Here is a 14803-nt window from a genome sequence, read left to right on the forward strand (position 1 = left end):
AGTAGCAGCTTCACCATTAAGCGATTCAGGCTGTAAGCCTTGGTTTTCAATACCCATTAACTATTCCTCAAGGACCGAGCCACACTAAGTAGCTCGGACATATATTCAATTCGGATTTATACCCTTTTACTGACCGTTGATGAGCCAACCAACGCAACGTTGCGCGACGGCCCTACCGAGAGTTACAACGAGAGCGCTATTCTCAGCGGATCAGGCATGGCGGTTAATTTAAACGAAGCGCTGTCTAAAGTCGCTAACTTTATAGTGGCTTTACACAGTAATTGCGATTGATTATAGATTTTCTGCTGCAACTCCAGCTTAACCTTACCCACATGCAATACAGCAGCCGTGATTATCAGCTCATCGAACAACTTGGCTGGCTTGTCAAAACTAAGCTCAGCGTGACGCACAACGAACATAATGCCATCGTTGTTTTGCAAATCAGCGACATCGAAGCCAAGCGAATTTAGCCACTCGCAACGACAACGCTCCATAAAATTTAGATATTTAGAGTGATATACCACGCCACCGGCATCGGTATCCTCATAATAGACTCGTTGGCGAAACTCAAAACTCGCCAACTCTGACTCAGCAGACTCAAGCATCGCCAAACAACTTAGCTTGCGGACTGACCGTTGGCTCTAAGTTCGCCGGCGCTTGTAATCCGAAGTATGCCCACGAGCGTTTGGTTACCATGCGTCCGCGTGGCGTTCGCATCATAAAGCCCTGCTGAATCAAAAACGGCTCAATCACATCTTCGATAGTGCCACGTTCCTCGCCGATGGCAGCAGCCAAACTGTCGATGCCAACCGGCCCCCCATCGAATTTTTCCATAATCGCGGTTAACAATTGACGGTCCATCCAATCCAGCCCTTGCGGATCAACTTCCATCATATCCAAGGCTCCACGAGCCATGTCTTCGGTCAATTTACCGTTGCCTTTTACCTCGGCGTAATCACGTACTCGGCGCAACAAGCGGTTAGCAATTCGGGGAGTACCACGAGCGCGATCGGCAATCGTTTGCACACCATCAACTTCAGTGGGAACACCCAATATGTCTGATGAACGCTGCACGATTTTAGCTAGATCATCAGAATTGTAATATTCAAGCCGCTGCACAATGCCGAAGCGATCTCGTAAAGGCGACGTTAGCAAACCGGCACGAGTAGTGGCACCGATTAATGTGAATGGGGGCAATGACAGCTTCACGGTGCGCGCTGCAGGCCCTTCGCCAATAACAATATCCAACTCAAAGTCTTCCATTGCTGGATACAAAATTTCTTCTACCACTGGGCTCAATCGATGGATCTCATCGATAAACAAAACATCATATGGCTCGAGATTGGTTAACACCGCAGCCAAATCGCCGGCGCGCTCAAGCACTGGCCCCGAGGTTTGACGGACTCGCGCCTTCAATTCACGCGCGATAATGTTCGATAACGTAGTCTTACCTAGCCCCGGCGGACCAAATAACAACACATGATCTAGTGACTCTTTGCGAGTTCGCGCCGCTTGAATGAAGATCGACAGCTGCTCCTTTAACTTTGGCTGACCGACAAAATCAACTAAGTACTCAGGGCGTAGCGCGCGATCAACCACATCGTCTTCGCCAAGCTGTAAATCAGGATTAATTGGATTCTCTTCCATCATAGGCCTTATAAAACGTTACCCGAAAGATGGCGCAGCGCCTGACGAATCAAGTCCTCGCTACTGAGGTCTTTGTCCAACGACTTAACTACTCTTGATGCATCGATAGGTCGATAACCGAGCGAGACTAATGCTGCAATTGCGTCTTGCTCCTGACTTGGCGCACCGTCAGGACGATTCGACTCGAGCACGACATCACCAAATTCTTTGGTTAGCCGATCTTTCATCTCCACCAATAGACGCTGCGCAGTTTTTTTGCCAATTCCCGGCACTTTGCACAGCTGCGTGACGTCGTCATTAACCATACACTGCACAAGCTCCTCAGCCGACAGGGTTGAGAGCACGGCTAGCGCTACTTTAGGGCCAACACCATTCACTTTAATGAGACTGCGAAACAACTCGCGCTGCTGTTTACTGGAAAAGCCAAACAATAACTGAGCATCTTCGCGGACCACCATATGTACGAATAAGGTCACCGCTTCGCCGGTGGCGGGGAGATCAAAAAAGGTGGTCATCGGCGCTTCAAGCTCGTAGCCGATACCGTTTACGTTAATCATTAAAGCCGGAGGCTGCTTTTCCATTAGAAGCCCTTGTATCCATCCAATCATAATATTTTATACCCTGCCTCGCGGACGGTAGTATTGATTTGTTGATGGTGCGCATGACACACGGCGGCAGCCAGTGCATCCGAAGCATCTTCTTCTGGCGCAGTCCGCAGCCCCAGAAGAACACGCATCATGTGCTGGACTTGAGCTTTATCGGCTCGGCCGCGACCAACTACCGTTTTTTTGATTTCGGTCGCACTGTATTCCACAATTGGTAACGAATTATTGACCGCAGCTAACATCGCCGCGCCGCGCGCATGCCCAAGCACCAATGCCGACTGCGGGTTCTTCGCCAAAAACACACGTTCAATTGCCACCATGTCTGGCTTAGTCTGCTCAATAATGTGCTGCAATCTCGCGTAGATATCATGCAATCGAATGGCCAACTCACCTTTCGGTAACTTCAGCGATTCAGAGTACACGTATTTCAGATCGGAGCCTCGCGCAGTGATGACCCCAACCCCAGTAATTCTGGAACCAGGATCAATCCCTAAGATGGTGATGGGACTCCGATTATTCACACTCGATGCAAGGCCTTATTCTTGCTCGAACATCGATTCAGGAAAATCAGCATTGCTATATACATCTTGCACATCATCAAGGTCTTCCAAAGCATCGATCAATCGCATGACCTTCTCAGCATCGTCCTGCGAAAGACTGATTTCATTAGCCGCACGTTGAATTACTTCAGCGGACTCTATTTCAATGCCAGCCTCAATCAAGGCGCCTTCGACTTTAGTATGCTGCTCCGGCGGCGATGTGATCTCAATAGTGCCATCATCATGCGGCACAATGTCTTCTGCCCCAGCTTCTAACGCAACATCCATCACCGCTTCTTCATCAGCACCTTCAGGCAACAGAATCACGCCGACCTTGTCAAACATATACGCAACCGAGCCTTCGGTACCCATATTGCCATTGTATTTGCTGAACGCATGTCGAACTTCAGCTACTGTGCGATTTTTATTGTCGGTGGAACACTCGACTAACACCGCGATACCCGATGGCGCATAGCCCTCGTAACGAATATCTTCATAGCTAACACCGTCTAAATCTCCAGTGCCCCGCTTAATCGCCCGCTCAACCGTGTCACGCGTCATATTCGCGCCGAGTGCTTTGTCGACAGCGATTCTCAAGCTTGGGTTCGCGTCAACGTCACCACCACCTTCACGGGCAGCCACTGTGATTTCACGAATATGCTTGGTAAATACTTTGCCACGCTTTGCGTCTTGAGCGGCCTTGCGGTGCTTAATATTAGCCCACTTACTATGTCCTGCCATGATGATACCGTCTAGATGTTACTCAAACGCGTATTCTAACATTGGCTCAGCCCCATTCGCAGGGGAATTCACCGCGGATTAATAAAATCTTATTGCGAAGCTTACTCATTGGACTGAACGAATCATACTTAACTAAGCATCGACTGCCGATATCAATCCATGTCTATTTTGACTTTTCGTAGCTTCTTGATCCACGTGCCGGGCTCAGCTTCACCAGTCGGGTAGTAACCATTCAGCACGCGCAACTCCATTTCTGCAGTAGCCGCATTGAGCTTAGCGTCACGTGCCAGCGACTCAAACGTCTCACCTGGCTTGAGTCGTTCATAGTAGATCTCGGTGACATAATCGTCAGTGCGATCCTTAGCCGTCATCCGCCTAAATGACCTTATAATTTCGACAAATTCACGATCTTGCTCAGCGGTAATTTGATTATTCTTAGCGATCCCTAGAAAGTGAAATGTATTTCGCGCAACCATAGCAAGTGCCACACGCTGCGCTGGGCGCGCGCCGATCATTCCTAAGTCTCGAGTCGCGTCCGGATGGATTTTTTGCAGGTCAACCAAATCGTCGGGGTACTTGGCTTTTATGGCTTCCTCACTCGTTACTTTTATGTCGAGTGTCGGCTCGATACTTATCTTCAGCTGCGCGGTCTTTTGCGCATCTTTCAAAACAATTTTCGCCCCCTTAAGATCAAAGCTCCAGGTATCAGGGTATAAAAAAGTGATGTTGAGGTTCTCATTGCTATAGCGCTTATAACCTTTGGGCGCGGTTCGCCGGTAATTCGGCCCGTATACGATTCCAGAAACAGCCTCGCGATATTCATCTCGGCCGACATACCCTTCGCCCGGCGGCAAAACACCAGCGTCTTCAACAACCTTACGCAAACGTTGGTCAGTACGCGGATGGGTCGCGGCTAGACCATGATGTGATGGCGCTTGATTTGAGACTTGCGCAAAAAAAGTCCCAAAATCTGCCAATTGCGATAAAGCTCCAATCAGCTGACTCGGCTCGTAACCCGCGGCGTACAAGTATTTTGATGCAAAGGAGTCAGCCTCAAGCTCTGCAAGCCTGGAATATTTGAACCTATTGACATCGCTTTGCGCCATCATCGCGTCCCCTAAACTACTGTTGCCTACCAAAATACTGGCTACAGTCGCGAAAAATCGATTGCGCCGATCGCGAGCAACCGACTCTTTAACATGCCCCGCGATGTTGTGACCTAACTCATGCGCCATTACGCCAGCAAGTTCGGCCTCAGAATTCAATACATTAAGTAAGCCGCGATTGATATACACGACCTCATAACCCGCTACTCGCGCATTAGGGATTGGAATATCTTGAATAATGAAGGTGTAGTTTTTATCCGCCTGCTCGCTTTGTGCCAACACTCGGTTACCGACCTTAGTCACATATTCATTCAGTTCGGGATCATCATACTCCGGGCCTTCAGCCATCAGAGCAAGGTGCCGCTTTAGGTCAATCCCTGCAGTTGGAACCGCGCCCCATAAATCACTTGTCAGCAAACTTAGAGCGACCAGCAGCATCAGTTGCTTGAGCAGTAAACGGTTAGAATTCATTAAAACGCTCCGGGCAATCAGCCAACATTAGTTAGCTCTCATATTCAATTCAGTCTCATCTGTTTGAGAAAAGAACCGGACTAGTTGACTCCCCATCCCCTCGCAAGCATCTCCTTGAACTTGAGCCAAAAATGGAATCGGAATCACAAACGCCGGCATGTAAGACGTGCCAACGGCTTCAGTGCTAACTCGCCCCACCTCGGTGAAGCTCGCTATGTCCCAAATTGTAGTCTCGTAATCACTCGTATCTTCCCAAGTGCTAAACCCGAAGCAACCTCCACCACCAGGTCCGATTGAACAACTCATGCTGCCAGCCCCGTCAGTGCGCTCAGTCGAGCCTTCAACCCACACGAAATAGCGGATTTTCATGGCTTCGATTTTTGCTGCAACTAACGGCTGGTCTAGCACCTGTTTTAACTTGGCGGGTCGCAATGGCGCAGTTCTGGCTTCAAACCAAGGATAAAATGCATCAACGAATTCAGGCTCACCGATAATTCTCACTCTGTCGGTGCCTCGAGCTAGCTTATTGCCAATACACGCAATTAGCGACGACTCAGTTTGAACCTCGGCTGTTTGGTGACGCCCTAACACTACCATTGCATCGCCTTGATTGAGCTCAACATTGTCTCGCAACCGTACCTGGTCGACATTAATTGTGGTACACGCTGATGCCAATACCGATAATAGCAATGCGCCACAAACACGAGGCAAACTTATTTGTATCATTCTTCCACCTCTTCATCTTGTGCTTTGGTGTTGAGCTCAGCTTGCGACTGGGTTGCTAACTCAATACTTGAACTAGACTCTGCATTACGCTTCACTAGCGCCCTAATTCTAGCTTGACGAGCAAACCCAATAGAAAGCTGAGCACCGACATCGCGCAATGCAATATTGGCCGCCGAACTAAAACCTGCCCCACTTGAACCCAGCATTGCAGTAGGCGTTTTTCCATACCCCTTAATAATCCAGTCCGCTATTTTTTGTTCATCAGCATCCACCAGCTTTATTCGATATTTGATCCAAATTTCATATTGGTTCAACTTAGTCTCACGCGGCGCAGTGTACTGCATATCTAAAATTTCGGGTTCAATTACCAGTTGACGATCTGGGCTATCAAGCGGAACCACAGTCATCAAACTGCCAAAAATCTGATTGAACATCACCCTTTGCGCATCGGTGAAATCCAGCGTTTGTAAGGCACGCTTCTTCTCGGTTTCGGTATATCGGTAATTTTCAAAATCATCGGTGTACCTAATCGCCCCAACGATTGGCAAACGTTCGATTAGGGGCGTCGGAATATTACTTTTAACTACTACGTTACTGGCGCAGCCGCTCAGCAACAAAGCCAACAACATCAGAAGATACCGCATTGAATTGAGTCGACTGTGGTGTTTATCTGACATTGCTATTCAAACCTATAAACGTTCCATTATTTTGTTCAGCCAACTGACGCATCAAATTCGCGTATCGCGTGGCAGAGCTATTCGGCCCCGTCGCAGAGTTAACTAACACCGGAAAACCAACTCCATGAATACGCACTAACGTCTCGCCCTGCGCATTCGCTTCATTGAGTTCTGCAACGGCTTTGACCACGCGCGCCACTGAACGCCCTTGGTAGTCATCGCCCATTACGTACAGACTTATTTTCTTATTCTTATCAAAATGTTGCTTGATTGCACGCGTAATTCCGCCGACTGGCGTGGAGGCACTAAATGCCGACCAATCATTAAGCTTACGAATAATGTCGCGCCGCCGCGCTGGTGTGTCAGGCATGAAGCGGTCACGATATTGTGGAAACATATAGATGCCCTCATTATTCATAACCTGTATACCTTTCACTTTAGGATAGATCGTCAGTGTGCTTTGCACCTCACGCACCAACTTTGGCCAAGCCGACGTCTTCATACTGCCTGAGCTATCAATAATAAAAATAATGTACTCAGAATCAACTGGCACGCCGGCCACGTATTCATTGAGCTTTTTGCGCCCTTTTAATAGACGCTGCATTTCTCGGCTAAGTGACTGCAATGCGATTTGCAAATCTTCAAGTTGGGATGCGTCATCGGCACCGTTATCGTCCACACTGGCTTGACGCGAATTCAACACGTCGAATTCACTACGCAAAATAGCGACTCGACGCTGATCTTTACCAAGCTGCTGCTGTTTAGCATTCAACTCGGTTTCTAAATAAGCCACCTGCCCACGAATCTCAAAGAGCCGCTCCTGTAGCGCCCGCACCAGCCCTTTGTCTTGAATGATCGACTCCTCCAGCACTGTTGGCTGACTAGGCTTAACAATAACCAGCAGCAGAATGATGGCACCAAAACCACAACAAATAATATCGAGAAATGAAATGTTCGCATCTTCGCTGCGACGGCGGACTCGACGACTCATGGCCAATCCCTCGCAGGGGTCACAAAAGAGCCCCGAGAACGAACAGCCAAACGCCAAAATGCCGCGGCTGCGTAAGGATCACCTTCCAAGGGTAGTAAAAAGGTGTTCACAGAAACGTCTTCTAGTATCCGAACAGCATCACTAAAAACACGTAGTCGCTGATACCCTGTAATGCTCCCGCTAGTGGGCGCATTACCGCCTTGGGTCGGAAGGCCGTCGGTGATCAAAAAGATATTATCCGGTCGTGGCTGCATAGCCATAGCAGCCTCAAACACTCGATGCATATTGGTGCCATTTTCAGGCACGACTGAGTTCATACCTTGCACCGCCGAGGCGATGGAGAGACGGTCCGCTACTTGATACCAAGAATTAATTTCATCGCCAAATACCGCACTCACATCCTCATTGAAGGTCAATACTTGAAAGTCACTCGACAACGGCAAGTTAGCCACAATCCATTGCGTAATATCCAAGGTTCGCCCCCACTTCTGCGAGCGTAGCTTCATCTCTTTACTCATGTTTCGACGACGCAATATGTTCACAATGCTCTCATCCAACATGCTCGCCGAGGCATCGACTAGAATCAGAACCTTCTCACCGCCTAAGCGGACTCCGGTAAGATATTGCCGCTCACCATCGCCAGTGAACTGATACGCTTTATTGCCTGCTGGAATTTCATTTTCGAGGGCTTGTTTTTGCCGTTCTAGCTTAGCAATTTGCTTTTTTAAGCCCGGCACATCCACCGCCGAGTCAGGCTGAATCTCCTCTAGTAGACTCTTCAACTGATTGATGTCGTCCTCAATTTTGCGTGCTAGACCTTGCGCGACTACCGATTCATCACTGACATCACTAATTGTGTTGCGAATACGTGCCAAGTTCGCTTCACCTTGCAAGATCTCCTCCTCCAAGAGGTTAAGCTCTGACATCAACTGCGGCTCTAGTGTATTCACCGGCGCATCTGTGACGTGCTTTAGCAATAAAAAAATAAGCACCGCAGCACCTAAGCCACAGGACATAATATCCAAAAAAGACAGGCTGAATGTTGAGGTGTTGCGGATTCTTTTGCGCGCCATATTATTCAGTCAAACCGGTCTAAATCACTCTAATCACAGTGAGCACTCCGTCTGCCACGTGCGACGCTAGACGATCGTTAGGACGCAAACTCTGACGTGCTTCATCATTCAAAATAAAAATCTTGCCGTTGCTAATAAGTCGCTTTAGATTCGGCTCACCTTGGCTCACCACAAGACTATTCGAAGTTGCCGCGATATGGGCCTGCTCGATTGCAATTGCGGTGCCCGCAAACAGCACATGAGTAGCCGCATTGGGGCTCGTCTCAGCACTTACGTTGCGGCTTGGCGCTGAGCGCGAAACCTCCAGCGTCGAAGCACCGGACGGCTGATTAGCAATCGGTAGCGTGGTGATATAGCGAGCCACATCGGTATCCACTAATTCAGACAACACTGCTGGAGCTGGATCTGGCGACCCAATTACCGCTAGTCTTGACTTGGACAACTGCGTTGGAACAACTCCATCGAATAGCGCATTTAAATCAATGTAAACATCAGCAAAAGCACGTTCTTGACTCCGCTCAACAACACGCTCAAAAAACGGGGCAAGTAGGTCATGCCAATCTTTCGCCTCAATACTAATACTGTGCAACTGCGCATGATGCTGGACGGTAACCTTAGCCTTACCAAACTCCTCAATTTGTTTGGCCACATCGGCGAGTTGATCAAATAGCTGCTGCTCGGAACTCGCATCATGTAGCGGATCAAAACGATCACTTTGTATAAAGCGTGACTGCAAGCCTTTAAGTAAGGCTTCTTGCATCAAATGTATCCCGACATCTTGCAAAACATCAAATTCAATGAGCGATACTTGGCCATCTTGACATCGTAGTCTTGAGAGCACCGTTTGATGTAATTGGAGATCAATATGCAGATACTCACCGTGCTTCGACGCCAGCCCCGCCGCGGCTAAGACCGCTTTATTAACGAGTCCTGATACATTTAGACCGCACGACTCAGCAATCCCCAACAGCAACTGCAGATTAGCATCACGATAATGCGGGGGCACGGATACCACCAAAGTCTCAAGTTGATGAGTCCCACGCAGCTCGGTCAAGTGGCTCCAAATAAGGTCACCTGCATGGCGCATACCAGCCTGGTTAGCGGGGATTGCACTTTGATCACACTGCAACCAGTAGCGCTGATTGATTTCTTGCGGCGCGAGCCGACAATGAGCGATTGGGCGCAAACTCGAGTCAGAATCAAACACTACTGAATCGCCTTTCAACCAGGCGTAACCCGGCCCAGCCTGAACCACTGAATCAGTCTGAAGCAAAATATTATTATCGTTAATATGCAGAATTGTGTGCATGCTTATTTATCTTGGGCCTCGGTCGTAGGTTAGCTTTGTAGGTGCCTGATCAAACTATGGTCACAATGGTCTTGAGTCTCCATCACCATACGCTCCTGCATTAGCGTAAGCTGATGAGTTAAAAACATAATCACAATGCTAATAAGCAAGGCGACGAACGTAGAGTTAAACGCCACGCCCAAACTCGCCGTCACCGCAGCAATATTGCCGGCAACCGCTTCATGAGCGTTCCCGAGCGCAGTTCCGATGCCGCGCACCGTGCCAATAAAGCCGATCGACGGAATCGCCCAAGTAATGTACCGCACCATCGACAATTCAGAATCCAAGCGATCCGCCTCGGTATCACAAATGTCTCGCACCACAGTCGAAACATCGGCAACGGAGGCGGTTGATCCGTATCGATTCAAGGCTGCCCTCAGTGCTCTCGGTAATAAAAATTTTCGTTCCGGTAGTGGCAACGCTTCCAGCGGCCTAGACAACTTACGCGCATCCTCAGGCAGTACACGTCGCCCCTCTTCAATACTAATTAAGGATTGGTTTAATAATCGTCGCTGCGCTACCACGGCTTGCGCTTTCAAGCCCATAATCGCCATAACCCAAAGCATCAGAATGAAACATGTTTCCTGCTCGTAGTCTTTCAGCACAACCCATGCCGACCGCTCGATCTTAGCTATTTCTCCGGACTCAGTTTGTGCCGCGATGGCCTGCCTTTCAGCCTCCAAAACCGCATCAGCATTTGGCCTAACCAAGCCCACATAAATTGTGTGCACAACCACAAACGAGAGGACTAATGCCACAACTTGATAAAAGAACTCAGATTTTTGAAGCTTCATATTGATTGATTTCACTATTATTATTGGTTCATCTCAGTCAAATATCGACCGGGAATGGTACGGGCAGATCTTCGGAAATTTCTTCAGAGGGAATAAAGTCCTCATCGTTTTGTCGCGATGCGTCTCGTGCCTGCTGCTTGGCTTTTTTTATCGACGCTGGGTCTGCAGGTATCTCTATACGTTGCTCTTGATCTTCCACGCCCTCAGCGACCGGATTATCGCTGGCTTGCACCTGTGCCCTACTTGTTTCTGGCGAGGCTAGTAAAACACAGCCCGCTAACAGTAAAACCATTGCAAAATTATTTATCGCCACTCGCATACTAGTTACTCTTATTAAGCCCAGCGTAACGGGCAACACGGAAGCCAACATCAAACTTGCCTTTAGCGCCATAGTCACGATACGCCAAACGAAGCTGGGGTAGATAGCCTTTGGCCCAGCTGGCTCCGCGAATCACATGGAACTCGCCAATACTTGGTCCCAATGGGTCTTTAAGAATGGCGCTGCCGAGCTCAGTATTACCTCTAGCCGAATACCAATCATTTACCCACTCGGCAGCGTTGCCCGCCAAGTCATGCAAACCACGATGATTTTCAGGGAATCGGCCGACCGGACTTGGCCCGCGATAGCCATCATCATAATCAGCCAAGGTAAAAGCCAATAATTCGGCCGCTTTTTGATCTGCAAAATTGGCTACTTTTGTAGCTGGCGTGTTGCTCGCCCCCCATGGATACACTAACAAACCATCACTCTTGTTGCGTGCTAGCCATGCCCATTCAACCTCGGTCAAAAGTCGATATCCATTCGCTGCGGGATTAAGCCCTGAAACATATCCAGACACGGTTTGATAAAATGGATCAAACCCCTCTAGTTCGCTTAACCAATTACAATATAGCGCCGCTTCTTGCCAGCTAATATTAACTGCGGGAGCTTTGTTAGCATCTAGGCTCTTGCCTTTGTAGTTCCCCGAATTATGGGTTTTCTTGAATGCTCTAAACTGCTTGTTAGTGGTTTCATGCACAGCCACATAGAATGGCTTGGTTAATTCGGCCTGGTATTCGACCTCATTCGAGCGACGCCCATTTTCTCGTCGTGACGAGCCCATCTTGACCAAGCCCAAGGTTTTAAACAATTTCATTTGATGGCCGACTCGATTGGTATATTCGGCCGGAACTTGAGCCCAATAGTGCTGTTCTTCAGTCAACAGGTTAATACTAATAAGCTGCTGATTCGTTCGGGTTGGAACCACCTCTAGAGTTTGCGAACGGTAGCCAGGCTTACGCACGCTAATTGTGTGCGGCAATGTGTTTAACGCAAGAGTCTGAGACCCACTGCCGCGTACTGCCCCATCAACCAACACGGTGGCATCGGCCGGCGAAACACTTAATCGAACATTGATAATATCCGGCTCCAGCGCCACGTTAGACACTTGCTTTTGATTTGGTTCGAGCAGCAACACTTGATCTGCCAGCTTAAAACCGGCCTTGTACACTTTGACTGATTGCTCTGCATGCGGTCGCACGCTGAGGCTTAATGGCGTAACACCTTTGAACTGCTGATTTAATACCACCGCAGCCCCAGTTGGCTCGCTGCTTAACTCCAGTATGCCGTCAGCCGGCTCCAGGCTAATAGTGGGGATCACCAAGCCTTGCTCCGCCACCACAGCTATAGTTTGTGAAAACGGTTTATATTTCGCGGCCTCAATTACCAGCTCATGGGTCCCTTCTTCTAGCTTGGTAGCAATCGGTGTCTCACCAAGCAATTCACCATCAACAATAACCGCTGCGCCAGATGGCTCGGAGGTGAAAGAATATTCAGCCCAGGCAGGCACTAATGCCATAGAGAGCGTTTGAGTTTCGCCCTTACCGCGCACAAGAATACTCTGAGTCGAGGGTCTGAATAATGGTGCATCCACGGTGATTTGTCGTTTGCCAGCGGGGATACCAGTGATTACCCCAGGTATCGACCCAGCCAGCTCGCCGTCCACCAACACCTTAGCTTCGAGCTGCTCGGGCAATACTATTTCGAGCGCGCCAGGGAGTCTCTGTAGAACCAATTCGAATTGTTGATGCCGTTGCTCGGACACGTCTATGGACTGCGATACTGGCGCATAGCCATCGGCAGACACAGCCACTTGATAGGTGCCCGGCAGCACCAGCATTCGATTACCCAATGGCAACTTAATATATGCGCTGATCGAGATGTTTGCCGCCACACGGTTGAATTTTTCAGGACTATTTAACGAGGCCGAGATTGCACGTAACTCAATACTTTTGGCCAAAGAGATGAAGGTAATAAACAGCAAACTAAAAAATCCGATAACGATTAATGCCCAGTGTGTACCTGTCATCTTAAACCTTGCTCGCGACGTCTCCCCCGTAGGCGCTTGAAAATCAACCGGCGCAATAATGCGATTTTCAGATGTATCTAACTTTGTCATATTAACGTTGCGCTTGTTTACTCTCAGCGGAGGTTACATTGCCGACTATCGGCTGCGTACATACAATAGATATCTTGATGATGTCATCACCACCGGCATGCAACTCCAGCTCACGACGCACATCATGAAACCCCAAACGTTCGCCGGAGACCAAATACCGACCAGGCTTTAATGCTAGATTCTTTTGCGTAAATCGACCAAGCACTAGCGGCTTGGAGCCATCTCGAACCAGCGTAACCGACGTCGCTGAATCCGACGTCAACGCAACCTTTAAGTTGGTGTCGATGCGTTGAAACGCAGACTCTATTTGCGTAATTTGAGCAAGCAAGCTCGGCCCCGGTGATCGTATCGCTTTGGCATCAGCCAAGACCGTTTCCGCGTGTCGACGTTGCGCCTCGCGAGCCAGAGCGAGTTGATCACTTAAAACACTTTCTATTTCAGCTTGCAGTTGCGCACGAGCACTTGCTCGGATTTTCCCTAATTTAGCCGTGATTTGATTGGGGTCACGCTGCAGAACAACTTGATAATTTGATAATGCACTGCGCCATTGCTCGTTAGCTTCAAGCTGTTTCGCCGAACTTAACAGAGCACTCAGTGATGAGCGCTTATCGGATGCTAATGATTGCCGATAAGCAGCAGCGGCAGTCGGGTCATTTGGGCGTATTGTCAACGCTGACGAAAAAGCGTTTTTCGCGGCCGTATACTGAGCCGCAAACAATGAGTTGAAACCCGCAGTCATGGCATCACGGTAACGCTTATCAACAATATCTTGCTTCACTCGGTCCAAACCAACCAGTGCCGGCTCGTAAGCGGCATCAAGCGCGAGCGCCTCTTCATATCTAGACTGCGCTTGCAGCGCCGTAGTCAACTCATCATTGTGTTTGAATCGCTCTTCCACATCCTTAGCTTGACTTACGATTAGCAAGACTTGATCGAGTGTCTTTGCTCGGTCTAGACCTTTAAGGGCCTCAATGTTATTTCGTTCGAGCCTCAGTGCTTGCTCAAATAGACCACGAGCCAAGTCTGTTTTGCCGAGGCTAATCGCGTCCTCACCGGCGGCTAATTTTGCGTCTAATACTTCGGGGACCAATCCAAGCAAAGCCTCCAAACTCGAACGTGAAGTTTGATACGCTTGGATCGCCTCCGCAAATTGTTGCCGCTTATAGAACTCATCTCCCGACGTAGCGCTGCCTAACGCACTCGAAAAGCGGTCGTCCGCCCATTCCCTAACATCTTTACTTTCTAAGTTTTTTTTAAGCGTTAATACATCGGCTAAAATATCTTGCGCATCGGCTCGAGCCTCAGCTCCTTGGCTCTCGTCCCATGGTGCGACGACGTCAATGACAGCTTGTTCAACTTGACTCGTTCCATCCAGCTGAACAAGCTTACTCACTTTAGCTTGAGTTGACTCCGGCGTTGGCGTCAGCATTACAAACAGAACAGCGGCAACGGCTAGCAAGCCAAATGCCGCCAACATAAGGTTAAACTCAGAATGCCACCATCGCGAAGTCACGCGTAACTCGATACCCGAACCTTTGCCTTCCAAGCCTTCGCGTGGTTTACTCAAAAGTTCGCCCGGCGCGGAATACGCAGCAGGTTTAATGGCAGTGCCAAGCTTGACCGAATCGGTATCTAAATCATTCATAT

General features: G+C 49.0%; 15 protein-coding genes. All 15 read right to left on the minus strand.

Features of this window, described 5'->3' with window-relative positions:
• Window positions 1-182 precede the first annotated feature (182 nt).
• Window positions 183-605, minus strand: coding sequence for a tol-pal system-associated acyl-CoA thioesterase (ybgC, locus tag DFR28_RS03020; RefSeq protein ID WP_113952812.1), 423 nt, complete (start codon window positions 603-605; stop codon window positions 183-185).
• The gene (gene ruvB / locus DFR28_RS03025; RefSeq protein ID WP_211316829.1) at window positions 598-1647 is read right to left on the minus strand and encodes a Holliday junction branch migration DNA helicase RuvB; all 1050 of its coding nucleotides are present in this window, start codon (window positions 1645-1647) and stop codon (window positions 598-600) included. The genes ybgC and ruvB overlap by 8 nt, the downstream gene beginning before the upstream one ends.
• Window positions 1648-1655: 8 nt before the next feature.
• Window positions 1656-2255 (minus strand): Holliday junction branch migration protein RuvA, encoded by a 600-nt coding sequence (gene ruvA, locus DFR28_RS03030; protein ID WP_113952814.1) that lies wholly within the window; start codon window positions 2253-2255, stop codon window positions 1656-1658.
• Complete coding sequence (ruvC, locus tag DFR28_RS03035; protein ID WP_113953391.1) at window positions 2252-2755, minus strand: crossover junction endodeoxyribonuclease RuvC; 504 nt, start codon at window positions 2753-2755, stop codon at window positions 2252-2254. Before ruvC ends, ruvA begins: the two co-directional genes overlap by 4 nt.
• A gap of 33 nt (window positions 2756-2788) precedes the next feature.
• A complete protein-coding gene (locus DFR28_RS03040; protein ID WP_113952815.1) occupies window positions 2789-3532 on the minus strand; it encodes a YebC/PmpR family DNA-binding transcriptional regulator in 744 nt (247 codons plus the stop codon).
• A 152-nt stretch (window positions 3533-3684) separates the two neighbouring features.
• A complete protein-coding gene (locus tag DFR28_RS03045; RefSeq protein WP_113952816.1) occupies window positions 3685-5109 on the minus strand; it encodes a M48 family metalloprotease in 1425 nt (474 codons plus the stop codon).
• Window positions 5110-5136: 27 nt separating this feature from the next.
• Complete coding sequence (locus DFR28_RS03050) at window positions 5137-5835, minus strand: hypothetical protein (RefSeq protein WP_113952817.1); 699 nt, start codon at window positions 5833-5835, stop codon at window positions 5137-5139.
• A complete protein-coding gene (locus DFR28_RS03055) occupies window positions 5832-6512 on the minus strand; it encodes a hypothetical protein (protein ID WP_147250913.1) in 681 nt (226 codons plus the stop codon). Before DFR28_RS03055 ends, DFR28_RS03050 begins: the two co-directional genes overlap by 4 nt.
• Window positions 6502-7503, minus strand: a complete 1002-nt coding sequence (locus tag DFR28_RS03060; RefSeq protein ID WP_113952819.1) for a vWA domain-containing protein — start codon at window positions 7501-7503, stop codon at window positions 6502-6504. Before DFR28_RS03060 ends, DFR28_RS03055 begins: the two co-directional genes overlap by 11 nt.
• Entirely contained in the window at window positions 7500-8576 is a 1077-nt protein-coding gene (locus tag DFR28_RS03065; RefSeq protein WP_113952820.1) for a vWA domain-containing protein, read from the minus strand. Before DFR28_RS03065 ends, DFR28_RS03060 begins: the two co-directional genes overlap by 4 nt.
• 19 nt (window positions 8577-8595) lie before the next feature.
• On the minus strand, window positions 8596-9885 hold the full coding sequence (locus DFR28_RS03070; RefSeq protein ID WP_113952821.1) for a hypothetical protein: 1290 nt from the start codon (window positions 9883-9885) through the stop codon (window positions 8596-8598).
• Window positions 9886-9914: 29 nt separating this feature from the next.
• A complete protein-coding gene (locus tag DFR28_RS03075; RefSeq protein ID WP_113952822.1) occupies window positions 9915-10718 on the minus strand; it encodes a MotA/TolQ/ExbB proton channel family protein in 804 nt (267 codons plus the stop codon).
• 37 nt (window positions 10719-10755) lie between these two features.
• Complete coding sequence (locus DFR28_RS03080; protein WP_113952823.1) at window positions 10756-11037, minus strand: hypothetical protein; 282 nt, start codon at window positions 11035-11037, stop codon at window positions 10756-10758.
• A 1-nt stretch (window position 11038) separates the two neighbouring features.
• Complete coding sequence (locus tag DFR28_RS03085) at window positions 11039-13156, minus strand: PEGA domain-containing protein (protein WP_113952824.1); 2118 nt, start codon at window positions 13154-13156, stop codon at window positions 11039-11041.
• A gap of 1 nt (window position 13157) precedes the next feature.
• The gene (locus DFR28_RS03090; protein ID WP_113952825.1) at window positions 13158-14801 is read right to left on the minus strand and encodes a tetratricopeptide repeat protein; all 1644 of its coding nucleotides are present in this window, start codon (window positions 14799-14801) and stop codon (window positions 13158-13160) included.
• Between the last annotated feature and the right edge of the window lie 2 nt (window positions 14802-14803).

It is taken from the genome of Arenicella xantha (assembly GCF_003315245.1).
Taxonomy (GTDB): Bacteria; Pseudomonadota; Gammaproteobacteria; order Arenicellales; family Arenicellaceae; genus Arenicella; species Arenicella xantha.